A 23,505-nucleotide genomic window follows, 5' to 3' on the forward strand; every position below is an offset into this window, starting at 1 on the left:
TGGTGTGCCGGCGGCGCTGGTCATTGCTGACGGAAGATGGAGGAATCGGCTTCGCTTCCCCCGTCGGAGCGGTGGGCGCGCCGGCTGGGGCGCCCACTGCACGTGATGTCTACTCGGCGCTGTCGTCTCCGCCGGCCTCGCCGGCATCGCTCGCATCGCCCGCGTCCCCGCTCTCACCGCCCTCGCCCGCCGTCTCGCCCGTCTTGAGGCGAGCTGCGATCGCCTCGGGCTTGGCCCGACGGCGACGCGGGCGACGGCGCTTGCGCCGCTCCTCGTCGCTGCCACCCGCGGCGGCCGGCTCGAGACCGCGATCGGAGCTGTAGGTGCTCTCCTCGGCGTCCTCTTCCTGCGAGCGGACCGGGGCCTCGCGGCGCGCCTCGATGATCGTGTCGGCAATCATGCGGGTGATCAGCTCGACCGAGCGGATCGCGTCGTCGTTGCCGGCGATCGGAACCGTGATGAGGTCCGGATCGGAGTTCGTGTCGCAGATGGCGACCATCGGGAGGCCGAGCTTGTTGGCCTCGGAGACGGCGATGCGCTCCTTCTTGGAGTCGACGATGAACAGGAGCCCCGGGAGGCGCCCCATGTTCTTGATGCCGGACAGGTTCTTGGAGAGCTTGTCGCGCTGCCGCGAGAGCAGGAGCTGCTCCTTCTTGGTGTAGTTCTCGAAGTCACCACCGGCCTCGGACCCCGACTCGAGCTCCTTGAGGCGACGCGTCTGCTTCTTGACGGTCTGGAAGTTCGTGAGGAGGCCGCCCAGCCAGCGCTCGGTGACGTGCATGGCGCCGCAGCGCTCCGCCTCGCCCTTCACGATGGCGGCCAGCTGCCGCTTGGTGCAGACGAAGAGGACGTTGTCGCCGCGCAGGATCACGTCGCGCACCAGCTTCTGCGCGAGTTCGGCCTGCCGAAGGGTCTTCTGCAGGTCGATGATGTGGATGCCGTTGCGCTCGGCAAAAATGAACCGGCGCATCTTCGGGTTCCACCGGCGCGTCTGGTGGCCGAAGTGGACGCCGGCTTCGAGGAGCTGTTCGAGGGTCGGGGAGGACATCGGAATGCGTTGCTGATCGTTTGGGTTGATCGACCTTCTCCTTCAACGCCGCCTACGACCAGCTGGGCTGGCACCCGCGGAGGCTCGGGAGAAGTGCGAGGTAGGAGGCGGGGAGACGGGCGAACCGTCTCCCCGCGGGTACTGCTAGCGCTTGGAGAACTGGAAGCGCTTGCGGGCGCCGGGACGCCCCGGCTTCTTGCGCTCGACCGCACGGGCGTCGCGCGTGAGGAGGCCGAGGTCGCGCAGCTTGCGGCGGTTGGCCTCGTCCATCTCGACGAGGGCGCGGGCCACGGCGAGGCGGAGTGCCCCGGCCTGGCCGGTGAGGCCGCCCCCTTCCACGTGCGCCTTGACGTCGAAGCGGCCGAGCGAGTCGGTCGCCGTGAACGGCTGCTGGATGGCCGTCACCAGGGTGGGGCGCGGGAAGTAATCGCCTAACGTGCGGCCGTTGACGTCCCACTTGCCCGAGCCGGGCTTCACGTACACGCGGCAGACCGCCTCCTTGCGGCGGCCGACAGCGTGAATCTGCGCGTTCTCAGCCATCCCTACTCACTCTTGCTGTTGAAGGTCAACGCCGTCGGCTTCTGGGCGACGTGCGGGTGGTTCGCATCGGCATACACGCGGAGCTTGAGGCGCAGCACCTGGCGCGCCAGCGCGGACTTCGGGAGCATCCCGTGCACCGCCTTCTCGATCACGCGCTCCGGGTGCGTCTCGATCATCTTGCTGAACGGCGTGTACTTCTCGTGTCCCATGTAGCCCGTGTGACGGAAGTACCGCTTCTGCTCGGCCTTGCGCCCCGTCACCTTCACCTTGGACGCGTTGATGACGATGACGTTGTCACCCGTGTCCATGTGCGGCGTGTAGATCGGCTTGTGCTTGCCGCGAAGGATCTTCGCGATCTCGGAGGCGAGACGCCCAAGCACCATGCCGTCGGCGTCGACGATGTACCAGCGCCGGTCGATGTCCTTGGGAGTCGCGGAAAATGTCTTCATGATCGGAAACGAATGGCAGAAACGCGCTTTTTGGCAGACTTGCAAGCTAGACAGGCACGGGGGGCGTGTCAACGGACAACTCCATGTCAGGCGACAAGTTGCCCCCACCAACAACGAGGGCGCCGCCGGATCGCGATCATCCGGCGGCGCCCTGCCCCCCGCGCCCGTGGGAACGCGGGGTGATCGAACCGCTACTTCCCCTTCAGGTTCACGTTGTTGTCACGCTCCGACAACGGCAGCGGGTAGCAGGTCTTGCTGCCGATGGCCGGGAAGCCGGGCTTGAAGTACGGTGCCCCCGGGACGGGGATGCCCGTCATCGCGTTCGGCTGGCGGCGCCAGTCACCCTGGCGCTGTCCCTCGAGGAAGAAGTCGAGCGACTTCTGCCACAGGAACTCCTTGAGCACCGAGGCCGCGTCGGTCGGGCCCGTATAGGCCCCGACGCCGGCGGCCGCACGGCGAGCACCGATCAGCGCCAGCTGCGCCGCCGACCCGGCCACCTCGGCCGCGATGTAATCGGCCTCGAGCTTGGACGCCACGCGCACCGGCGCGTCGAAGCCCGGGTACTTGTTCTGGATGTAGAACGCCCCGGTCGAAGCGTCCTGTGGCGGCAGCGTGTGCTCGGACGGCGTCTTGTAGGGGACGCGCGTGTCCGGACGCACGCGGAAGGCCTCGGCCACCCCGATCGACCCGCGATCGGAGGTGAACTGCCAGAAGCGGTTTCCGAGGCGCGTACGCTGGGCCAGGTTGTCCACGAACGGGAGGCTGAAGGTGAAGCCCGCCGGGACCGACGCCGCGTCGGCCGCCGCCTGCGCGCCGCGCCCCGCCTGCAGGTGCGCGCGCGCCCGGCCGACCTTGGCCGCATTGGCGATCGCCACACCGTCCGCGGTGCCGTTGGCCGTCCCGATGCCGATGGCGTTGGTGAAGTGCACCACCGCCGAGTCGAGCATGTTCGCGGTCGTCAGCTCCGACCCGCCATCCACGACACCGGTGCAGAAGTCCTGCGCCATCAGGATGAAGGTGTAGCCGCGCCAGAGCGACGCCCGGGCCAGGTTGATGTTCGAGGCCGGCGTCGGGAGCGCCAGGTCGAGGACAATCTTCGTGGATGCCGCCGAGAGCGACATCGGCACCCAGACGTCCGTGTTGAGTGACCCGTTGGACTCGTTGGTGTCGCGCCGCCCGAACTCGTTACGCGTCGGGAAGGTCTCGGCGACGATGCTCTCCCCGTTGAACCACGAGGAGTACATCACCGACCACCCGAGGGCGACGGCGAAGTTCTGCTGCGCCGAGAGGGCGAGCGTGGTCGCGTCCTTGACCGGGTCGATGGCCGAGACGTCGACGACGTTCGGGTTCTCGACCGTGAGGAAATCGTTGCAGCCTACGCTCGCAAGGACCGCGGCGGCACCGAGCGTGCGCCGGATGGCGCGCTGGTATCTCGTCATGTTGGCCTCGCGTTAGAAGGAGATGTTGAGACGGAGGAGCGCACGCTTCGGGTTGGGAAGCGTGAGGAAGTCCTGGCGCCCGACACCGAACGCAGCGGTCGGATCGGTGACGACCTCGGGATCGGCCCCCTCGTAGTCGGTCCACAGCGCCACGTTCTGCATGGCGAAGCCGATCGACGCGGTGCGCGTCCCGAGGAAGCCCTGCAGGAGGCGCGGCGGGACGTTGTAGGTCACCCCCAGCTCGCGGAAGCGGATGAAGTCGCCCGGCTGCAGGTAGGCGTCGCGCGTCTGGTCCACCGTGGTCCCCTGCCCGTTGAGCTGGACGAAGGCCGGCTGGCCCGAGGCCTGGTTGCCATAGCGACGCAGGCGCTCGCGCGCCGTGAGGACGGTCGGATCCAGGCGCCGGTTGCTGCGGACGAGCTGGGTCTCGCGGAAGAAGTCCGTGAGGTTGTTGATGAGGAAGTCCTGCTTGGTGTCGATGAGCGTCGAGATGCGGAAGTTGCGGAAGAGCGTGAAGGTGTTGCTCCACGACGCCTCGAAGGTCGGGAGGGCATTGCCCACCACCTCGAAGGTGTCGGCCACGGTCACCACGCCGGTCGCCTCGTTGATGTTCTTGATCCGCTTCGACACGAACGACCCCATCTGGAAGCCCTCGGTGAAGCGGTTGAGCGTCCCGAAGGGCGCCACCTCGCCGAGGTCGACGATCTCGTTATGCAGGGTGTTGAAGTTGACGCGCGTCTCCCACTGGAAGTTGCGCTTGCGGAGCATGTCGCCGGTGATCCCGACCTCGAAGCCGCTGTTCAGCACCTCGCCGATGTTCTTGAACGGGTTCTGCTGGAACCCGAGCGACGGCGGGAGCTGCGGCTGCAGGATGAGGTCGAGCGACGTCTTGTTGAAGTAGGTGAACTCGACGCGCGCGCGGTCGTTGAGGAACGACGCGTCGAAGCCCAGCTCGTACTCCACGCCGCGCTCCGGCTTGAGGTCCACGTTGCCGGGGTTGAACGGCACGGCGCCGGCGGAAGTCACGATCGACGCCCCCTGCTGCACCGCGTACGGGGCCGCCTGCAACGTCTGCAAGGCGGCGCCAGCGCCCGGCGCACGCCCCGTCGTCCCGTAGGCGACACGGCCGCGGAACGAGGAGAAGAAGCTGTTCTGCGGGAACCACGACTCGTCCGAGAGGACCCACGACACCCCGACCTTCGGGAGGAGGATCGGCTCGACGCCGGTCCCGAACGCCGAGAAGTCGTCGAGGCGGGCGCCGGCCTGGATGAAGATGCGGTCGCGGATGCCGAGTTGTAGCTGCGACAGCCAGCCGTACTGGCGCACCTCGTTGCGCGTCCCCGTCGCCGAGGTCGTCGACGCGTTGCTGATGACGTTCGCCGAGTTCGTCACGAAGCCCTGCCCCGTCGCCCCGAGGTTGTCGGTGCGGGTGGCGATGGCCTGGAAACCGGCCGAGACGTTGAGCTGGTACTGGCTCTCGGCGCCGAACGACTTGTTGGCGTCGTTGATCCAGTCGACGGTGAAGCGCTGGATCCCGATGCGGGTCTGCGTGTTGCTGCCGAGGTTCAGGTCGCCGCCGTAGTTGGTCCCGCTGTTCTTCGGGAAGTAGCGCGTCGCCTCGTCATTGAGCAGGTCGGCGCCGACGGTGAAGCGGCTCTTGAGCCACGACGCCGGGAGGTACGTGGCGGTCGCGTTCAGGATGTTGCGGCGGGTGTCGAGCTCGTTCTGGATGGCCGCGATGGCATCGACGCCGCGGTTGAAGCCGAACCACCCGTTCTGCGACGGAACGCCATCGTCACGGCGCGTGAGGGGCGAGCCGAGCATGGCGCCACCCAGGTAGCCGTAGATGTTGTTGTCGTTGTCGGGGAGCACCGTCTTCGAGAGGATCGACGAAACGCCGGCCTCGAGGGTGACCTTGGCGTTCGGGATCCAGTTGAAGTTCGAGCGCCAGGAGTAGCGCCGGAAGTCGTTGCTCGGGAGCGTGCCGATGTTGCGATCGGCACTCGCAGACAGGAAGTAACCGTAGTTCTGGCCGCCGCCACGCCCGGTCCAGCCGAACAGCTGGTCGGCGCCGGTGCGGATGCCCCCCTCACGGGCCAGCGGGTTGTCGCTGACGAGCGTCCCCAGCGCCTGCCCGCGGCACAGCGGGTTGGGGCTGTTGGCGGCGATGAGCGAGGCGGTGCAGTTGCCGTAGTTGGACGGCGGGGTCCAGTTGAGATCGGCCTGGCCGTACTCGGCGCGGACCGTCTGCTGGAACGAGGCGGTGCCCGCGCGCCCCTTCTTGGTGATGATCTGGATGACCCCCGCCGAGGCGTCGGCGCCGTACAGCGTGGCCGCCGCCGGCCCCTTCACGACCTCGATGTTCTCGATGTCGTCGGGGTTGAGGTCGTTGAGGCGGTCGGTGAGCTGCCCATTGAGGCCGAGGTTCACCGTCCCCTCGTTGAAGCGCACGCCGTCGATGAAGATGATCGGCTGGTTGGAGAGCGAGATGGACGACGCGCCGCGGATGCGGATCGTCCGGTTCGTCCCCGCCGTGCCGGACGCCGCGTTCACGGCGATGCCGGGGACGCGCGACTGGAGCATGTCGTTGACGTTGTTGACGACCGCGTTCTCCTTGATGTCGGTCGCGGACACCGAGGCCACCTGCGCCGGCTGGGCGCGGCGCTCCTGGTTCCCCACCGTCCCGGTGACGACGAGTTCCTGCAGCGTCGTGACCGTCTTGGCGAGCTCGAAGTTCAGCGTCGCCGTCTCATTCGCCTGCACCCGCACCGTGTCGGCGCCGGCGCGATAGCCGATGCGCAGGACGCCGACCTGGTTCACCCCCGCGCGAAGCCCGACGAGGCGGTACTCGCCCTTCGCGTTGCTCTGCGTCTCGAGGGTGGTACCGGTGACCACGATGCGCGCCCCCTCGATGGGGGCCTTCGACTCGCGGTCGGTGATGACACCTGTTACCGAGCCCGTGCCGGCTTGTGCCGACGCGACACTCGTTAGGCCCACGACGCCAGCCAGCGCGACGTAGAGCCTCCTGCGCCAACGAGAGATCTCGTGCATACGCCTCTCCTGTGGAGGGAAAAGGGGACCGCGTCCGCCGAGCGCGCGTCCGCACGCGCCCCGGGGCAGACGTGTGCTGAACGCACGGCGCGAGGCGTTGGTTCAACCGAGTTCGACTGGTCGACCATCGCCCGCCTGCCGTGGACAGCGATTCCAGGGTGCCGAGGGGTTCCGGCGAGGGATGAACGGAAGCCCCAGCGACTACGCGAACTCTACTAGGAGGGCCCCCTTCTCGACAGCCGTTCCCGGCTGGATGTGAATCGCCTTAACCGTCCCCGCACTCGCGGCCCGCAGCTCGTTCTCCATCTTCATCGCCTCCATCACCACCACCCCCTGCCCCGCCTCCACGGCATCGCCTTCCTCGATGGTGACGCGCACGATGAGCCCGGGCATGGGGGCGACGAGGGGGCGCGGCCCATCGCTCGCCGCAGCGGCGGCCGTGAGGTCGCGAATGGTCCGCATCCGTTCGTCGAGTGCCTCGACCTCATACCGGTATCCGTCCATCCAGATTGCATAACGACCGCGTCCGTCGCCACGGCGGACGGCGACCCGGTGCGACTCGCCGCCGATGGTCACCACCTGGATGGGGGTTCCTTCCACGTCGGCCAGGTGCGCGGCGACGCGCTCGCCGTCCACTTGCACCCCCGCGGCGTCCAGCTCCACCTCGAGGCGCTCTCCATTCACGTCGACGATGTACTTCACGCGCGATCCTCCGGGGTGAGCACGCACAGCGTCTCCACGTGCGCGGTCTGGGGAAACATGTCGTAGGGCTGCACGCGGAGCACGCGGAACGAGGGGAGCCGTGCCAGGTCGCGCGCCAGCGTCGCCGGGTTGCAGCTCACGTAGACCACGTGCGGCGCGCGCGGGCCTCGTGCGTCCTCGAGCGCCGCGCACACCCGCGCGTCGACGCCGGTGCGGGGTGGGTTGAGGATCACCACGTCGGCCGGGAGGTGCAACGGGAGGGCGTCCTCGACGCGCGCGCAGACGGCCAGCGACCCCCGCGGAAGGCGACGGGCCGCATGCGCCGACGCCTCGCGATCCAGCTCGATCGCCGTCACGCGGACCCCGGCCTCGGCCAGCGGGAGCGCCGTGGCCCCGTCACCCGCGTAGCAGTCGACCACCGCGCGCGCGCCGGTGGCGAGCACCGCCTCCACCACGTCGGCATGGAGCCGCGCCGCCATCGCGGGGTTCACCTGCCCGAACGAGGCCGCCGGGCGCTCGGCATCGACGTCGCGGACGTCGTGCGCACGCCCCTGGGAGTCGATCCAGCGCACGATCGCCAGTTCCGGGGTGCGCTCGGCAAAGTCGCGCGCCTGCGGCCATCGGGCCACGCCCTCCAGGATGAACGCCAGGGTGTCGTCCACCAGCCGGACGGCCCCGCGCAGCTCCGCCTGACGAGGGAGCGCGTCCGCCGCCCGCAGCACCGCGCGCCACCCGTCCAGCACGCGGGGGTGCGTGATGGGGCATTCGCGCAGGGCGAAGACGCGGTCGACGTCGTCCCACTGGTGCAGCCCCGCCCGCCACTCGCCCCCCCGCCACCGCATGGCCAGGGTGAGCTTGTTGCGGTACTCCCAGTCGGAGGGGCTGGGGATGACGGGAGCGACGTCGACCGGGCGTTTCGCGATGCGGGCCATCGCATCGGCGACGATGCGTCGCTTGGCCTCGCGCTGGGCCGCGCCCGAAAGGTGTTGCAGCTGGCATCCGCCGCAGCGGTCGCCGTCGAAGTGCCCGCAGCGCGGCGCGACGCGCGCGGACGACGGCTCCACGATGCGCACCACGCGACCGTGGGCGAGGCGATCGCGCGTGGTGTACCGGATTTCGGCGAGGTCGCCCGGGGCCGTGCGCGGCGTGAAGACGACCAGGCCATCGACCCGGGACACGCCGGCACCGCCCGCCGCGATCGACTCGACGCGCACGGTGGCGTGCATGGGCTAGCGGACCGCTTCGCGCCGGGCGGCCAGCGCCCAGGCATCGGGGGCGGGAGCGGTCGCGCCGTTGCGTCCGTTCCCCACCGGGGCGGGCGACACCCCCATGCGGCGCGTCAGGCGGTCGCGATCGGCCAGGAGCGCGGCCGCGATGGCCGCCGCCCGCACCCGCTCGGCCGGGGCCTTGCGGCCGAGCAGGTCGGGGAGGCGCCGCTCGAGCCACTGGATCTCGATCTCCCCCCGCTGGAACTCCGGGTCTTCCATGACGCGCAGGTGGAACTCGCGCGACGTCTCGACGCCGACGATGGTGAGCTCCCGGAGCGCCCGGTGCATGCGCGCGACGGCCTGCTCGCGGGTCGCGCCCCAGACAATCAGCTTGGCGAGCATCGGGTCGTAGTGCAGCCCGACGGTCGTCCCGACCTCGATCCCCCCGTCCCAGCGGACCCCGGGGCCAGCCGGCAGGTGCAAATAGTCGATGCGCCCCGTGCTGGGAAGGAAGCCGTTGGCGGGATCCTCGCTCGTGATGCGGCACTCGATGGCCCACCCGCGCGGGGTCAGGTCGGCCGGGAACGGGAGGCGCTCCCCCGCCGCCACCCGGATCTGCCATTGCACCAGGTCGATCCCGGTCACCAGCTCGGTGACGGGGTGCTCCACCTGGAGGCGGGTGTTCATCTCGAGGAAGTAGAAGTCGCCGTTCCGGTCGAGGAGGAACTCGCACGTCCCCGCGTTGACGTAGCCCGCGGCCCGCGCCGCCGCGACCGCCGTCTCGCCCATGCGGCGGCGCAGCTCGGGCGAGACCGCCACCGACGGCGCCTCCTCGATCATCTTCTGGTGGCGCCGCTGCACCGAGCACTCGCGCTCGCCTAACGACAAGACGGTCCCATGCTGGTCGGCGATGACCTGGATCTCGACGTGGCGCGGCCCCTCGATGTACTTCTCGACGTACACCGCGTCGTCGCCGAAGGCGTTCTTCGCCTCGCGGCGCGCCGCGTCGAGCGCCCCGGCAAGTTCCTTGGGCTCGCGCACCACCCGCATCCCCTTGCCCCCCCCACCCGCCGCCGCCTTGAGCAGGACCGGATAGCCGAAGCTCTCGGCCACCTCCGCGGCCTGCGCGGCGTCGCGCAGCGCCTCGGTCGTGCCGGGAACGACGGGGACGCCGGCGCGAATGGCCAGCTGCCGCGCCGCCGTCTTGCTCCCCATGGCGGCGATGGCCTCGGGGGGCGGGCCGACGAAGACGAGCCCCGAGTCGCGCACGAGGCGCGAGAACCACTCGCGCTCCGACAGGAAGCCGTATCCGGGGTGGATCGCCTCGGCGCCCACCCGCTTCGCCACCTCGACGATGCGATCGCCCTTGAGGTAGCTCTCGCTCGACGCGGCCGGGCCGATGTGGACCGCCTCGTCGGCTTCACGCACGTGCGGCGCCTGCACGTCGGCGTCGGAGTACACCGCCACCGAGCGAATCCCCATCTCGCGACAGGCGCGAATGATCCGCAGGGCGATCTCGCCGCGGTTGGCGACCAGGAGCTTGCTGAACATCAGAGCACGAGAGGACGAGAAGACGAGAGACAGCGCTACAGGGGGAGGTTGCCGTGCTTGCGGGGGGGATTCCGGTCGCGCTTGCCCTGCAGCGTCTCCAGCGCGTCGATCAGGCGAGGGCGGGTGTCGCGGGGATCGATGATGTCGTCGAGGAAGCCGCGCGATGCCGCCACGTACGGATTGGCGAACTTCTGCGTGTACTCGGCCACCCGCTCGTCCATCGCCTGCTGCGGATCGGTGGACTCGGCGATCTCCTTGCGAAAGAGGATCTCGACCGCCCCTTTGGGCCCCATCACGGCGATCTCGGCGGTCGGCCAGGCGACGTTGAAGTCGCCGCGGATGTGCTTGGAGCTCATGACATCGTAGGCTCCGCCGTATGCCTTGCGCGTGATGACCGTGAGCTTGGGAACGGTCGCCTCGCAGTAGGCGTAGAGGAGCTTGGCCCCGTGCCGGATGATGCCGCCGTGCTCCTGCGTCACGCCGGGGAGGAAGCCGGGGACGTCCTCGAAGGTCACGATCGGGATGTTGAAGGCGTCGCAGAAGCGGACGAAGCGCGCCGCCTTGACGGAGGCGTTGATGTCGAGCACCCCGGCCAGGACGGCCGGCTGGTTGGCGACGATCCCGACGCTGTGGCCGCCCAGGTGCGCGAAGCCGACGACAATGTTGCCGGCGTAGTCCCGGTGCACCTCGTAGAACTCGCCGTCGTCGACGACGCGGCGGATGACCTCGTGGATGTCGTAGGGCTTGTTCGGGTTGTCCGGGACGACGTCGAGGAGCGCCTCGTCGCGACGGTCCCGCGGGTCGCGCCCGCTCCCGCGGGGCGCGTCGCCCAGGTTGTTCTGCGGGATGAAGCGGAAGAGCTCGCGAATGGCCTGCAGGCATTGCAGCTCGGAGTCGTGGGCGAAGTGGGCCACGCCCGACGTGGCGGCGTGCGTATCGGCACCGCCCAGCTGCTCCATGGTCACGTCCTCGTGCGTGACGGTCTTCACGACGTTGGGGCCGGTCACGAACATGTACGAGGAACCGCGCACCATGTACACGAAATCGGTGATCGCCGGCGAATAGACGGCGCCGCCGGCGCAGGGGCCGAGGATCGCCGAGATCTGCGGGACCACGCCCGACGCCAGCGTGTTGCGGAGGAAGATGTCGGCATAGCCCCCGAGGGAGACGACCCCCTCCTGGATGCGCGCCCCTCCGGAGTCGTTGAGGCCGATGACGGGTGCCCCGTTGCGCATCGCCAGGTCCATCACCTTGCAGATCTTCTCGGCGAAGGTCTCGGAGAGCGAGCCGCCAAAGACGGTGAAGTCCTGCGAGAAGACGTAGACGAGGCGCCCGTCGATGCGCCCGTGCCCGGTGACGACGCCGTCGCCGTAGACCTGCTGCGCGTCGAGACCGAAATCGGTGGAGCGGTGGGTGACGAAGCGATCGTACTCGACGAACGATCCCTCGTCGAGGAGGATGTCGAGGCGCTCGCGCGCCGAGAGCTTCCCCTTGTCGTGCTGGGCCTTGATGCGGGCGGGGCCGCCTCCCTGCTCCGACTCGGCGCGTCGGCGCTCGAGGAGCTCGAGTTTTTCGCGCATGCTCATGGGCGCGAAAGCTAGCGGGCGGTGCGGCCTCGGCAAACGCGGGCGGTGGGGGCGGAACGGACGCCGCCCCCGGGGAGTGATTCCCCGGGGGCGGCGTCGCGTACCCTCCCTGTCGCCGCGTCCGAACGTTCCGGCGCGGCGCCGAGTCGGCTACTCCTCGCCCGCCGCCTCCTCCTCGACCGGGATCTCCCCGACGATGTCGCCATCCTCGGTGTGGATCTTCGACGGGGTCTCCGGCTTGGGGGGCTGCTCCGCCGGGATGTCGGTGACGGTGAGGACGATGCGGCGGTGGATGGGATCGACCTCGACCACGCGCAGGTCGAGGTTCATCCCTTCCCAGCAGATGTCGGCCGGGGAGGTGATGGCCTTGTCGGAGGGGAGGTGCGAGAGCGGGACGAAGCCCTCGATGTCGTTGCCGATGTCGACCACGACCCCCTTCTCCATGAGGCGGACGACGCGCCCGCGGAGCTCGGTGCCGACCGGGTAGGTCTCGCCGATGCGGAGCCACGGATCCTCGCTGGCCTGCTTGAGGCCTAACGAGATGCGCTTGTTCTCGGCGTCGATGTTGAGGATCACGACGTCGACCGTGTCGCCCTTCTTGACCACTTCCGACGGGTGCTGGACGCGCTTGGTCCAGGACATGTCGGAGATGTGGATGAGGCCGTCGATGCCGGGCTCGATCTCGACGAAGGCGCCGAACGAGGTGAGGTTGCGGACCTTGCCGGAGAGGCGTGTCCCGACCGGGTACTTGAGCGGGAGGACCATCCACGGATCCTGCTCGGTCTGCTTCATGCCGAGCGAGATCTTCTCCTCGTTCGGATCGACCTTGAGGACCACGGCCTCGATGGTCTCACCGATGGAGACGATCTTGGACGGATGGCGGACGTTGCGGGTCCACGACATCTCGCTGATGTGCACGAGCCCCTCGATGCCGGGCTCGAGCTCGATGAAGGCGCCGTAGTTGGTGATCGAGACGACCTTGCCGGCGACGCGCGTGCCGACCGGGTACTTCTCGATGACGTCCTTCCACGGGTACGGCTGCAGCTGCTTGAGGCCGAGCGAGATGCGCTCGCGCTCCCAGTCGATGTCGAGGACCTTGACCTCGAGCTCCTGCCCGATGTGCACCATCTCGGTGGGGTGCGAGATGCGCCCCCACGACATGTCGGTGATGTGCAGGAGGCCGTCGACGCCCCCGAGGTCGATGAAGGCGCCGAAGTCGGTGATGTTCTTGACCACGCCCTTCCGGACCTGGTCCTTCTGGAGCTCCTTCATGAGCTTCTCGCGCTTGCCGGCCCGCTCGGTCTCGAGGATCACGCGGCGCGAGACGACGATGTTGCGGCGGCGCTTGTTGAGCTTGATGATCTTGAACTCGTACTTCTGCCCCAGGAGCTCGTCGATGTTGGGGACGCGCCGCAGCGCGATCTGCGACCCCGGGAGGAAGGCGTCGACGCCCATGAGGTCGACGACCACGCCGCCCTTGATCTTCTTGACGAGCGTTCCCTCGACCGGATGGTCCGTCTCGTACGCGACGCGGATCTTCTCCCAGACGCGCATGAAGTCGGCCTTCTTCTTGGAGAGGACGACCGACCCCTCCTGGTCCTCGAGGTGCTCGAGGAGGACTTCCACCTCGTCGCCCGGCTTGAGGTCGGGCATGTCCTTGAATTCCTCGAGCGGGATCGTCCCCTCGGACTTGAAGCCGATGTCGAGGACGACCATGTTCTCGCGGATTTCGAGCACGCGCGACTTCACGATCTCGCCCTCGTCGATCGACGCGAGCGTCCCGTTATACATCTCCATCATCTGCTCGTACTCGGCAGATGAGTATTCGTCTTCGTCGTACAATTCGGGGCGGCGGTTGGCCAGCGGGCGCAGCTCGGCCTTCTGGGCCTTGCGCTTCTCCACGACCGACATGCCAGCGGTGGTCTCGAGCTCGGACATAGGACGGGTGTCTCCGTGACAGCGGATATTTAGGCTCGCCGCGACGAGGTTGAGTGAAGGGCCCCCCTGCCTCGCCGGGTCGACCGCGCCGGCGGGGCACCAGGAAAGTCCGGGATCGGGGAACCGAGAAGAATAGCCGGGAACGAGGCGTCCGGTCAACGGGAGGGAGCCTCGGGGGTGCGGGCCGCGAATCGCACGTTACCTTGCCGCCCTGATGGCCTCACCCTCCCCCCGCCTCCCCGCACGCAGATGGCGCCTCGACCGGCTCCTGCGCCTCGTCGCCCGGGGGCGGCGCGCCCTCGCCGCGCGGTTCCGCCAGGTTGCGACGAGCGACGAGGCCGTGCTCCTGATCCTCGCCGTCCCCGTCGGCGCGCTGACGGCCCTGGGCGTCCTCGCCTTCTATCGCGGGATCTCCGCGGCGCACGCGCTCTTCCTCGTCGCGCCAGCCACCCTCCTCCCCCCACTCGGCCTCCTCGCCCTCCGCCCCGTCGTCATCGCGGCCGCGTTCGCCGCTGCCAGCGCCGTGATGCGCCACCTCGGGCACGATCACGACGGGATGAACGTCCCCGACATCATCCGCGCCGTCGCGTCCCGCGGTGGTCGCATCCCCGTGCGCCCCGCCGTCGCCCGGACGATCGCGAGCGCCATCACGATCGGCGGGGGCGGATCTGCCGGCAGCGAAGGGCCCCTCGTCGTGGGCGGCGCCGGCGTGGGGTCGTGGGTGGCGCGGCTCTTCCGGGTCGACGCCTCCGTCACCCGCGTCCTGGCGGGGTGCGGGACGGCGGCCGCCATCGCGGCCGCATTCAATGCGCCGCTGGCGGGGGCGTTCTTCGCGCTCGAAGAGGTGCTCGGCGCCTTCTCCGGGGCGTCGTTCTCTCCGGTGGTGGTCGCCAGCGTCGTGAGCGTCGTCGTCTCACGCGGGCTCTTCGGGAGCGCCCCCGCCTTTCCGGTCCCCTCCACGCTCGGCGGGCCGGATCTCCTGGAGATCTGGGTCCTCCTCCCCGTACTGGGGGCGATCTGCGCCCTCGCCTCCGCGCTCTACGTGCGCACCTACTTTGCCGCCGAGGACGTCGCGCGTTCATCGAAGGTGCCGCGATGGGCTCGCCCGCTGATCGGCGGGCTGGTGGTGGGGCTCCTCCTGTTCGGATCGCGGGGAGCGCTGGCCGGCGACATTCACCTCGCGGCACCGCTCGACCTGTTCGGCGCGCTTCCGTGGTGGACGCTGTTTGCCCTCGCTGCGGGGAAGATCCTGGCGACCTCGGTCACCTTGAACTTCGGCGGCTCGGGTGGGGTCTTCACACCTTCGCTCTTCGTGGGGGCAGCCACGGGGGGAGCGTTCGGCTCGTTGTGCGCGCAACTCCTGCCGGGGCGCGGGATCGATCCGGCACTCTACTCGGTGGCGGGGATGGGGGCGTTGGTGGCCGGGGCCACCGGGGCGCCGATCACGGGGATCCTCCTCGTGTTCGAGATGACGAACGACTTCACGCTCGTCCTCCCGCTGATGCTGGCCGTGGTCTCGTGCAAGACGCTGATGCGCCGCCTCGAGCGCGACTCGCTGTATTCGGGATGGCTGCGGCGACGGGGGGCCGCAGCCGAGGCGCCGGACGTGAGCCTGCGCACGGTGGGCGACGTCCTCGACCCGGCGCCGGCCATGCTGCGCGAGGCGACGACGGTCGCGCAGGCGCTCTCGCTGTTGGGCCGCCAGCCGCAATCCGTGCTTCCCGTGGTCGACGCCGAGGGGCGCTACATCGGCGTGGTGACGCCGATGGCACTGGGCGAGGCCATGCGCGACGCGCCGCAACTCGCCACGACGCTCATCGCCGCCGACCTCGCCACGGCGGTCGACCCGCTGACGCCCGACGCGTCGTTGGCCGAGGCGGCCACGCGCTTCCGCGCCACGCCGCACGAGGCCATTCCGGTGGTCGGCGCCAGCGATGGGCACCTGCTGGGACTCGTCTCCCGCGCTCACCTGCTGGCGAGCTACGAGCAGGCCCTGCGCGCGGCCCAGGATCCGTTGCGCGCGCCGCCCTAGTCGGGGCGGCGTGACCGGGTCGCGCGCGCGGCCCAGGATCCGTTGCGCGCGCCGCCCTAGTCGGGGCGGCGTGACCGGGTCGCGCGCGCCAGCGCCACGATGCGTTCCACCTGTTCGGCCTGCGTCAGGTAGGTCGTGTCGATGAGGACGGCGTCCTTGGCCTGGACGGTCTGGGTCGCGTCGGCGGCGTCGCGGTGCACCAGGCGGTCGGTCTCCTCGGCGATCTCGGCATCGAGCGGGCGACGCCCGAGGCGCTGTACCAGCCGTCGGCGTGCGCGCTCCCACGGGTCGGCCACCAGGAAGACCTTGAGCTCCGCGTCGGGGAAGACCGCCGTCCCCATGTCGCGCCCGTCGCAGACGACGTCGTGCGACCGGGCCACCTCGCGCACCTGGGCGTTGACCCACCCGCGGACGACCTGCATCTGCGCGACGAGCGAGACGTGGCGCGTCACCTCCGGGCTCCGGATCTCGTCCCTCGCCGGCTCGCCGTCGACGAGCGGGGTGAACGAGGTCTCGGTGGGAACGAGCCCCACCCGTTGCGCCTGCGCGAGCACCCACGCCGGCGTCCACTCGCTGGCGGGGAGCCCGGTGCGCAGGGCGGCGGCGGTGGCGGCGCGATAGAGGGCCCCGGAATCGACGTGCCGGAAGCCGAGCTCTGCCGCCACCCACTGCGCGGTGGACGACTTGCCCGAAGCCGCCGGGCCATCGATCGCGATGGCGATGTGGCCTCCGCGCCAGTTGGCGGGCGCCGGCCTAACGGGCGACATGGGCGAGGTCTTCCCAGAAGTGCGGGTACGAGACGGCCACGCACGACGGATCGTCGACGGTGATGGTGCAGCCGCGCGATGCCCCCAGGATGCCGAAGGCCATGGCGATCCGGTGGTCCGCGTGCGTGAGCACGCGTCCGCTCAACGGGGCCTCGGTCCCGTGGACCACGAGTCCGTCGGGGAGCTCCTCCGCCTCGACGCCGACGGCGCGAAGGTTGGCGACGACGGCCGCGATCCGGTCGCTCTCCTTGACGCGCAGCTCCTCGGCGCCGCGCACCACCGTCGTTCCGACGGCGCGGGCGGCGAGGACGGCGAGCATCGGGACCTCGTCGATCATCGAGGTCACCTCGTCGCGCCCGACGGCGACGGCGCGCAGTCCGCTCCCCGCGTGCACCACGAGGTCGTCACGCCGCTCGCCGCTCCCCGTACTGGCGCGCACCTCCTCGATTCTCGCCCCCATGCGACGGACCACGTGCAGGAAGCCGTCGCGGAAGGGGGAGCGCAGCACGTGCCGCACCACGAGGCTCCCCTCGTCGGCCAGGAGGGCGCGGGCCACGAAGAAGGCCGCCGACGAGGGATCGCCCGGGACGTCGAGGTCGAGCGGGGCGAGACGATCCGCCGGCTGCAACTCGATCCATCCGTCGCGGGTGGTGACACCGGCCCCCAGCGCGGCGAGCATGCGCTCGGTGTGGTCGCGCGTGGGAGCGGGCTCGCGCACCCGCACGGGGACGCGCCCGCACAGCCCGGCGAGGAGGATGGCGCTCTTGACCTGGGCGCTCGCCACGGGGAGTTCCCAGTCGATCGCGCGGAGGGGGGCGCCGTGGATGGTCATGGGAAGCCCGTCGTGCCCGTCCGGGAACTCCACGCGCGCGCCCATCGCCTCGAGCGGGGCCGAGACGCGGCGCATGGGGCGGCGCGAGAGCGAGGGATCGCCCACGAAGGTGCTGGCGAACGGCTGCGCCGCGGCGACGCCGGCCATGAGGCGGGCGGTGGTGCCGCTGTTGTTGCACTGGAGACGGGAGACGGGAGACGGGAGACGGGAGGTGAAGCCGGCACCGTCGATGACCATCTCCGCGCTCACCTCGGGGACTGCCCATCCCAGGGTGCGCAGCACGCCGGCCGTGGACTTGACGTCGTCCGACTGGAGGATGCCGCGCACGCGCGAGGTGCCGCTGGCGAAGGCGGAAAAGATCAGGGCGCGGTGGGAGACGGACTTGTCGCCCGGGACGCGGACCTCGCCGTGCACGGAGTCGGTCACGCGCGCCATGCCTAACGCAGCCACCCTTCGAGGGTGGTGGCCAGGTCGGTCTTGTCGTCGCGGTACTTGACGATGATCGGCGTCTGGAGCGAGAGGGCGAGCGAGGCGCCCCATCCCTCACGCACCGCCCGCGCCCCGGGGACGACGACGGCGCCGGCCGGGATCTCGAGCGGCGCGTCGCCCGAGCCGCGATAGACCGTCTCGCGCACCAGGTCGTACACCGGGGTCCCGCGCGTCAGGACGACGCCGGCGGCGAGGACGGCGCGCGCGCGCACGACGGTGCCCTCGTAGACCCCGCAGTTCCCGCCGACGATGACCTCGTCCTCGATCACGACCGGGGCGGCGTTCACCGGCTCCAGCACGCCGCCCACCTGGGCGGCGGCACTCACGTGGACGCGCTCCCCCACTTGGGCGCACGAACCGATCAGCGCGTGCGAATCGACCATCGTCCCGGTCCCGATGTGGGCGCCGACGTTGATGTACATGGGCGGCATGCAGACCACCCCCGGCGCCACGTAGGCGCCCCGGCGGATGGACGATCCCCCGGGGACGACGCGCACGCCGTCGTCGAGGGTGAGGCGACGCGTGGGGAGTGTGTGCTTGTCGAAGAAGGTGAAGGCGCCCCCCTCCGTCGGGTGCAACGTGACGACCCGGCCGGCGCGGAACGCGACCAGGATCCCCTGCTTGACCCAGGGGACCGCCTGCCAGCGTCCGGCGTCATCGCGCCGTGCCGCCCGGATCTCGCCGCGCTCGAGGCGATCGAGCAGCTCGGCCACCACCGCCTCGGCATCGTCCGCGAGCGGGGTGCCGGCCGGGGTGGCGGCCAGGGCGGTGATGCGAGCGGCGAGGGCGTCGTGCGCGGGGTGACTCATGATGCCATGGCGCCCGCCGTGACGAGCGCCGCGTGGACGGTGGCGTGCAGCTGCTCGGCCAGCGGAACCAGGGGGAGGCGAAGGCGGTTCTCGATCCGTCCCATCATGGCGAGGGCGGCCTTCACGGGGGCCGGGTTGGCCTCGACGAACGCGGCCGTCATCCACGGCAGGAGCTGGCGATGGAGCCCCCGCGCCGCGCCGAAGTCGCCGGCGGCACAGGCCTCGACCAGCGCGACCATGCGGCGCGGGGTCGCATTGCTCACCACGGAGATCACCCCCTCGCCGCCCAGCGCCATCACCGGGAGGGTGAGGGCGTCGTCGCCGGAGAGGACGGCGAACGAGGCGGGACGCTCGCGCAGGAGCTCGCCGATCTGCCCCAGGTTTCCCGAGGCCTCCTTGATGGCCACGACCCCGGGGATCGCGGCCAGTTCGAGCGCGGTGCGCGCCTCGATGTTGCTCGCGGTGCGCCCGGGAACGTTGTACACGACGATCGGGAGCTCGACGGCATCGGCAATGGCGCGGAAGTGCGCCACGATCCCGCGCTGCTGCGGCTTGTTGTACATCGGTGAGACGTGCAGGAGGTGCGTGGCCCCGGCGTCGCGCATGGCGTGCGAGAGGGCGATCGCCTTCTGCGTGTCGTTGGACCCGGCGCCGGCGACCACCGGAACCCTCCCCGCGACCTGCTCGGCGGTGATGGCCACGACCCGCGCGTGCTCCTCGGCGGTGAGGGTCGCCGCCTCGCCCGTCGATCCGCACGGGACCAGGAAGTGCACCCCCTCGCCGACCTGCCATTCCACCAGGGCGCGCAGGGCGCGCTCGTCGACGCGCCCCTCGCGCGTGAACGGCGTGACCAGTGCGGTCCCGCACCCGGACAATGGACGCATGCTCACGTTCCCTCCTCGGCGCGCACCAGGTCGCGCATGGTGAAGACTCCCCGCTTCCCGACCAGCCACTCGGCGGCGCGCAGGGCCCCGTCGGCGAAGACGCGCCGGTCGCGCGCCTCGTGGGTCAGGGTGACCTGCTCGAACGGACCGTCGAAGACGAGCGTGTGCGTCCCCGGAACATGTCCCACGCGCACGCTGGTGACCGGGACGGTCCGCCCGAGCGCCGCCGCGACCTCCGCCGCCAGCGCCGCGCCCGTCCCCGACGGCGCGTCCTTCTTGGCGCGGTGGTGCGTCTCCACCAGGTGGGCGTCGAATTGCGGCTGGCCAGCGAACGCCGCCCCCGCCTGACGGGCGAGCTCGAGCACGAGCGCGACGCCGAGCGAGAAGTTGGGCGCCCAGAAGAGCGCTCCGCCGGTGCGCCGCACCTCGTCCTCGAGCGCCGGGAGGGCATCGTACCAACCGGTGGTCCCCGTCACGACGGGGAGCCCGCTCGCTATGCAGGCGGCGACGTTCGCGCGGGCCGCGGCCGGCTCGGTGAACTCGACGGCCACGTCGGCACGGGTCGCGAGCGCCGCGATCCCCTCTCCCGCCGCGTTGGCCGATGCCCCGAGGACGCCGACGACGTCGTGCCCGCGCTCGCGCGCCAGCTGCGCGATGGCTCGCCCCATCTTCCCGTCGCCGATGACCAGGAGGCGCATGATCACGCCGTCCCGTCGGGGAAGAACTCGTCGTGCAGGCGGCGCATCGCCTCCGCCACCTGGTCGCCATCGACCAGCATCGTCAGGTTGATGCCGCTGGCACTGAGCGAGAGCATGTGCACGCGCAGCGCCCTGAGGGCGGCGAGCGCGCGCGACATCGACTCGCTGGAGTCGGTGAGCCCCGCCCCCACGATCGCGACGATGCCGCGGTTGCGCTCCACCGAGACGTCGCCCAGGGGCGAGAGGTCGACCACCAGCGTGTCCAGGTGCGTGGCGTCGTCGATGGTGACGCTCACGCTGACCTCGGAGGTGGCGACGACGTCCACCGAGGTGCGGTGCCGGTCGAAGACCTCGAAGAGGGTGCGCAGGAAGCCGTGCTGCAGGAGCATCCGCGGGCTTCGCACCCGGAGCAGCGTCACCCCCTGCTTTCCCGCCAGCGCCACTACCGGGCGCTTGGGGGCATCGAAGGTGATGAGCGTCCCCGTCCCCTCCGGGCGACGCGAGTTGAAGATGTACACCGGGATCCCGAGCCGGACGGCGGGGGTGATGGTGCTCGGGTGCAGGACCTTGGCCCCGAACGAGGCGAGTTCGCTGGCCTCGTCGAAGCGGATCCGGTCGATGAGGCGCGCCCCCTGCACCACGCGCGGGTCGGCGGTGAGCATCCCGTCCACGTCGGTCCAGATCTCGATCGCCTCGGCGCCTAACGCGGCTCCGAAGAGCGAGGCCGAGTAGTCGGAGCCCCCGCGCCCGAGCGTCGTCACGATTCCCTGCTCGGTGGATCCGATGTACCCCCCCAGCACCGGCACGGCGCCCCGGTCGACGAGGGGGCGCAGGATCTTCTGGGTCGTCTCGGCGATCCGGTCCGGACGCGGCTCGGCCTTGCCGAACCGGTCGCCCGTGATCATCACCGTCGTGGCGTCGACGTGCTCGGCCGGGATCCCGCGCGCCGCCAGCGCCGCCGTGACCAGCAGCGACGACAGCATCTCGCCCTTGGCCGAGATGGCATCCTTGCTGCGCGCCGTGGCGTGCCCCAGCACCGACAGCGCCTCCGCCAGCGACGCCAGTTCGTCGAACGTGGCGCTCAATTCGCCCATCACCTCGCGCGCCTGCGGGGCATCACCGAGGAGTTGCTCGGCCGCGGCCAGGTGCCGCTCGCGGAGTGCCTCGACACCACGGATCGCGCTGATGAGCTGACCCTCGGCGGCCTGTTCGGCGATCGCGATCAACGCATTCGTGGCGCCGCCCATGGCCGAGACGACGACGATCGGGCGGCGCGGAAGGCGCGAGTGCACGATGGTGGCCAGCCGCTCGATCGCCGCCGCGTCACCGACGGAGGTCCCGCCGAACTTGACGACAATCATGCGGCGTCGATCGCCCCCTGCGCCGCGAGGAGTTCGGCGTTAAGGATCGAGCCGCCCGCGGCCCCGCGGATCGTGTTGTGCCCGAGGGCGACGAGCTTGACGTCGAGGATGGGATCCGGGCGCACGCGCCCGACGGTGACCGTCATGCCTCGCCCGGCGCCGACGTCGCGGCGCGTCTGCGGGCGATCGACGGCGTCGGTGACGACGAGCGGGGACTCGGGGGCCGAGGGGAGCCCGCGCGCCTCGGCACACCCGCGCCATGCGCCCAGCGCCTCGGACGCCTCGGGTGCCGATACGCGGCGACCGAAGCCGACCGAGAGGCAGACGAGGTGCCCGTTCTCCGTGGCCACGCGATTGGCGTGCGCGCTGACGGCGAAGGGGGCGAACGCGACGGCGCCGTGGTGCAGCGTGCCCAGCATCTTGTTGATCTCACGCTCGATCTTCGGCTCCTCGTCGCCGATGTACGGGATGACGTTGCCGAGGATGTCGAGCGACGGCACCCCGGGATAGCCGGCGCCGGAGACCGCCTGCATGGTGGTCACGAAGACCTTCTCGATGCCGAACGCCTGGTGCAGCGGGGCGAGCGCGACCGTGGCGACCGTCGCGGCGCAGTTGGCGTTGGTCACGATCCCGCCGCCAGGCGCAAAGCCGCGAGCGCGCCGCTGCCCCTCGAGCAGGGCCAGGTGGGGGGCATTGACCTCGGGAATCACCAGCGGCACGTCGGGCTCCATGCGATAGTTCTTCGCATTGCTGAGCACGAGGGCCCCGGCGCGCGCAAAGCGGGCTTCGACCTCACCGGCGACGTTCGCGTCGAGCGCGGAGAAGACGATACGGGCCCTGACCTGCGACGGGTCGCAGGCGGAGACCGTCAACCCCGCCACCTCGGACGGCATGGCCCCCTCGATCCAGCGCGTCGCCTCGGCGTAGGTCTTTCCCGCCGAGCGCTCGGAGGCGGCGACGTCGGTCACCTCGAACCACGGGTGGCCCTGGAGGAGGCGAATGAAGGTCTGACCGACGGCCCCGGTGGCACCCAGCACCGCGACCGGCCACTTGTGGGCCGGCTTCAACGAGGAACGCGACATCATGAATCGAGGAGGGCGCGCACGAGCCGCTGGTAGCCCTCGACCGCGGCGCGCAGCTCGCCGATGTCGATGAACTCGTCAGGCGTGTGCGCGACGTGGATCGAGCCCGGGCCGAAGAGGAGGGGCGTTCCCCAGCGATCGAGCAGCGGGATATCGGAGGTGTACGCGACCGGCGACGTCTCGAAGCCGGCGATCGTGTGGAAGCGCTGCGCCGGGATGTGCGACCCGTAGGTGAGCTCGGCACGCCCGGCCACCCACGCCTCGAGCTGCGCCCTCACCTCGTCCACCGGTCCAACGAGACGGAACATCAACTCCACCTCGCAACTTCCGGGGATGATGTTCGCCTCGGTCCCGCCACGAATCGTCCCGATGTTCACCGTCGTGTCGCCGAGCCCCGGGTCGGAGGGCCAGGAGACGTCCTTGAGCGTGGGGAGGAGCGCGAGCATCGGCTCGATGGCCGACTGTCCCAGGTGCGGATAGGCGGAGTGCGCTTCCCTGCCCCGCGTACGCAGGTGCACGCGGAGCGATCCCTTGGCCCCGAGGGCGAGCCGGCTCTCGGTGGGCTCGCCGTTCACGAGGAAGCGCGACGTGGCGGGGAGCCGGTTGGCCGCACGCGCGCCATCCGATCCCTTTTCCTCGCCGACGACGAGCAGGAGGTCGACACGGTCCTCGCCCGCAGCTGCAAGCACGTCGGCCGCGACGAGCATCGCGGCCGCGATCCCCTTCGCGTCGCAGGCGCCGCGCCCGTACAGCCGGTCCCCTTCGAGCCGAGGGGGAACGTAGGGGGGGACGGTGTCGAGGTGCGTGGAGAGCGTCACGCCGCCCCCGGCGCGCGAGGCCCAGACGTTGCCGCGACCGGGGGTGACTTCCTGGACGGTGACGTTCCACCCGCGGGCCACGAGCCAGCGGGAGACGTAGTCCACGATCCTGCCTTCGCCTGCGGTGGGCGATTCGATCGCCATGAGCTCGGCGGCGAGCGCAACGACATCTGCCATGTCGCGTATCATAGCCGCCGACGCTCGAAGCTTGGAGGGGGGGA

At 70.4% G+C, this 23,505-nt stretch carries 19 protein-coding genes; 1 reads left to right on the forward strand and 18 read right to left on the reverse strand.

Annotated features, from left to right (window positions below):
* Positions 1–109: 109 nt before the first annotated feature.
* The 10 genes from ABS52_03875 to ABS52_03920 form a co-directional block, all read right to left on the reverse strand.
* Positions 110–1,048 carry a 30S ribosomal protein S2 gene (locus ABS52_03875; protein ID ODT04735.1) on the reverse strand — a complete coding sequence of 313 codons (939 nt, stop codon included), beginning with the start codon at positions 1,046–1,048 and terminating at the stop codon, positions 110–112.
* 144 nt (positions 1,049–1,192) lie between these two features.
* Entirely contained in the window at positions 1,193–1,588 is a 396-nt protein-coding gene (locus tag ABS52_03880; protein ID ODT04736.1) for a 30S ribosomal protein S9, read from the reverse strand.
* Between the two features lie 2 nt (positions 1,589–1,590).
* Entirely contained in the window at positions 1,591–2,037 is a 447-nt protein-coding gene (locus ABS52_03885; GenBank protein ODT04737.1) for a 50S ribosomal protein L13, read from the reverse strand.
* A gap of 191 nt (positions 2,038–2,228) precedes the next feature.
* Entirely contained in the window at positions 2,229–3,476 is a 1,248-nt protein-coding gene (locus ABS52_03890; protein ODT04738.1) for a hypothetical protein, read from the reverse strand.
* 12 nt (positions 3,477–3,488) lie between these two features.
* Positions 3,489–6,527: a hypothetical protein gene (locus ABS52_03895; GenBank protein ID ODT04739.1), complete on the reverse strand. Its 3,039-nt coding sequence runs from the start codon at positions 6,525–6,527 to the stop codon at positions 3,489–3,491.
* A gap of 201 nt (positions 6,528–6,728) precedes the next feature.
* Positions 6,729–7,229 carry a hypothetical protein gene (locus ABS52_03900; protein ODT04740.1) on the reverse strand — a complete coding sequence of 167 codons (501 nt, stop codon included), beginning with the start codon at positions 7,227–7,229 and terminating at the stop codon, positions 6,729–6,731.
* Complete coding sequence (locus tag ABS52_03905) at positions 7,226–8,455, reverse strand: hypothetical protein (GenBank protein ODT04741.1); 1,230 nt, start codon at positions 8,453–8,455, stop codon at positions 7,226–7,228. The genes ABS52_03900 and ABS52_03905 overlap by 4 nt, the downstream gene beginning before the upstream one ends.
* Before the next feature lie 3 nt (positions 8,456–8,458).
* Positions 8,459–9,988 (reverse strand): pyruvate carboxylase subunit A, encoded by a 1,530-nt coding sequence (locus ABS52_03910; protein ODT04742.1) that lies wholly within the window; start codon positions 9,986–9,988, stop codon positions 8,459–8,461.
* A gap of 35 nt (positions 9,989–10,023) precedes the next feature.
* On the reverse strand, positions 10,024–11,574 hold the full coding sequence (locus ABS52_03915) for a methylmalonyl-CoA carboxyltransferase (protein ID ODT04743.1): 1,551 nt from the start codon (positions 11,572–11,574) through the stop codon (positions 10,024–10,026).
* A gap of 150 nt (positions 11,575–11,724) precedes the next feature.
* On the reverse strand, positions 11,725–13,512 hold the full coding sequence (locus ABS52_03920; protein ODT04744.1) for a 30S ribosomal protein S1: 1,788 nt from the start codon (positions 13,510–13,512) through the stop codon (positions 11,725–11,727).
* A 214-nt stretch (positions 13,513–13,726) separates the two neighbouring features.
* On the opposite strand from ABS52_03920, the gene ABS52_03925 reads away from it, so the two are divergent.
* Positions 13,727–15,544 carry a hypothetical protein gene (locus tag ABS52_03925; GenBank protein ODT04745.1) on the forward strand — a complete coding sequence of 606 codons (1,818 nt, stop codon included), beginning with the start codon at positions 13,727–13,729 and terminating at the stop codon, positions 15,542–15,544.
* A 56-nt stretch (positions 15,545–15,600) separates the two neighbouring features.
* Here the strand turns inward: ABS52_03925 and ABS52_03930 are convergent, their stop codons facing one another.
* Genes ABS52_03930 through ABS52_03965 form a run of 8 tightly spaced genes read right to left on the reverse strand, consistent with a single transcriptional unit; the run spans position 15,601 to position 23,461 of the window.
* Positions 15,601–16,266 (reverse strand): cytidylate kinase, encoded by a 666-nt coding sequence (locus ABS52_03930; GenBank protein ID ODT04827.1) that lies wholly within the window; start codon positions 16,264–16,266, stop codon positions 15,601–15,603.
* Positions 16,267–16,297: 31 nt separating this feature from the next.
* Positions 16,298–17,578, reverse strand: coding sequence for a 3-phosphoshikimate 1-carboxyvinyltransferase (locus ABS52_03935; protein ID ODT04746.1), 1,281 nt, complete (start codon positions 17,576–17,578; stop codon positions 16,298–16,300).
* Between the two features lie 2 nt (positions 17,579–17,580).
* A complete protein-coding gene (locus ABS52_03940) occupies positions 17,581–18,441 on the reverse strand; it encodes a 2,3,4,5-tetrahydropyridine-2,6-dicarboxylate N-succinyltransferase (GenBank protein ODT04747.1) in 861 nt (286 codons plus the stop codon).
* Positions 18,438–19,331 carry a 4-hydroxy-tetrahydrodipicolinate synthase gene (locus ABS52_03945; protein ID ODT04748.1) on the reverse strand — a complete coding sequence of 298 codons (894 nt, stop codon included), beginning with the start codon at positions 19,329–19,331 and terminating at the stop codon, positions 18,438–18,440. The genes ABS52_03940 and ABS52_03945 overlap by 4 nt, the downstream gene beginning before the upstream one ends.
* Positions 19,328–20,023, reverse strand: coding sequence for a hypothetical protein (locus tag ABS52_03950; protein ID ODT04828.1), 696 nt, complete (start codon positions 20,021–20,023; stop codon positions 19,328–19,330). The genes ABS52_03945 and ABS52_03950 overlap by 4 nt, the downstream gene beginning before the upstream one ends.
* A 2-nt stretch (positions 20,024–20,025) precedes the next feature.
* Positions 20,026–21,384: a hypothetical protein gene (locus ABS52_03955; GenBank protein ID ODT04749.1), complete on the reverse strand. Its 1,359-nt coding sequence runs from the start codon at positions 21,382–21,384 to the stop codon at positions 20,026–20,028.
* Positions 21,381–22,466: an aspartate-semialdehyde dehydrogenase gene (locus tag ABS52_03960; GenBank protein ODT04750.1), complete on the reverse strand. Its 1,086-nt coding sequence runs from the start codon at positions 22,464–22,466 to the stop codon at positions 21,381–21,383. Before ABS52_03960 ends, ABS52_03955 begins: the two co-directional genes overlap by 4 nt.
* Positions 22,466–23,461 (reverse strand): hypothetical protein, encoded by a 996-nt coding sequence (locus ABS52_03965; protein ODT04829.1) that lies wholly within the window; start codon positions 23,459–23,461, stop codon positions 22,466–22,468. The genes ABS52_03960 and ABS52_03965 overlap by 1 nt, the downstream gene beginning before the upstream one ends.
* Positions 23,462–23,505 lie beyond the last annotated feature (44 nt).

Source organism: Gemmatimonadetes bacterium SCN 70-22 (genome assembly GCA_001724275.1).
Lineage (GTDB): Bacteria > Gemmatimonadota > Gemmatimonadetes > Gemmatimonadales > Gemmatimonadaceae > SCN-70-22.

Bases quoted from the DNA above. Each gene is read 5' to 3' on its own strand.
- ABS52_03875 (ODT04735.1), bottom strand. From the start codon at position 1,048: ATGTCCTCCCCGACCCTCGAACAGCTCCTCGAAGCCGGCGTCCACTTC.
- ABS52_03880 (ODT04736.1), bottom strand. From the start codon at position 1,588: ATGGCTGAGAACGCGCAGATTCACGCTGTCGGCCGCCGCAAGGAGGCG.
- ABS52_03885 (ODT04737.1), bottom strand. From the start codon at position 2,037: ATGAAGACATTTTCCGCGACTCCCAAGGACATCGACCGGCGCTGGTAC.
- ABS52_03890 (ODT04738.1), bottom strand. From the start codon at position 3,476: ATGACGAGATACCAGCGCGCCATCCGGCGCACGCTCGGTGCCGCCGCG.
- ABS52_03895 (ODT04739.1), bottom strand. From the start codon at position 6,527: ATGCACGAGATCTCTCGTTGGCGCAGGAGGCTCTACGTCGCGCTGGCT.
- ABS52_03905 (ODT04741.1), bottom strand. From the start codon at position 8,455: ATGCACGCCACCGTGCGCGTCGAGTCGATCGCGGCGGGCGGTGCCGGC.
- ABS52_03910 (ODT04742.1), bottom strand. From the start codon at position 9,988: ATGTTCAGCAAGCTCCTGGTCGCCAACCGCGGCGAGATCGCCCTGCGG.
- ABS52_03915 (ODT04743.1), bottom strand. From the start codon at position 11,574: ATGAGCATGCGCGAAAAACTCGAGCTCCTCGAGCGCCGACGCGCCGAG.
- ABS52_03920 (ODT04744.1), bottom strand. From the start codon at position 13,512: ATGTCCGAGCTCGAGACCACCGCTGGCATGTCGGTCGTGGAGAAGCGC.
- ABS52_03925 (ODT04745.1), top strand. From the start codon at position 13,727: ATGGCCTCACCCTCCCCCCGCCTCCCCGCACGCAGATGGCGCCTCGAC.
- ABS52_03935 (ODT04746.1), bottom strand. From the start codon at position 17,578: ATGGCGCGCGTGACCGACTCCGTGCACGGCGAGGTCCGCGTCCCGGGC.
- ABS52_03940 (ODT04747.1), bottom strand. From the start codon at position 18,441: ATGAGTCACCCCGCGCACGACGCCCTCGCCGCTCGCATCACCGCCCTG.
- ABS52_03950 (ODT04828.1), bottom strand. From the start codon at position 20,023: ATGCGCCTCCTGGTCATCGGCGACGGGAAGATGGGGCGAGCCATCGCG.
- ABS52_03955 (ODT04749.1), bottom strand. From the start codon at position 21,384: ATGATTGTCGTCAAGTTCGGCGGGACCTCCGTCGGTGACGCGGCGGCG.
- ABS52_03960 (ODT04750.1), bottom strand. From the start codon at position 22,466: ATGTCGCGTTCCTCGTTGAAGCCGGCCCACAAGTGGCCGGTCGCGGTG.
- ABS52_03965 (ODT04829.1), bottom strand. From the start codon at position 23,461: ATGGCAGATGTCGTTGCGCTCGCCGCCGAGCTCATGGCGATCGAATCG.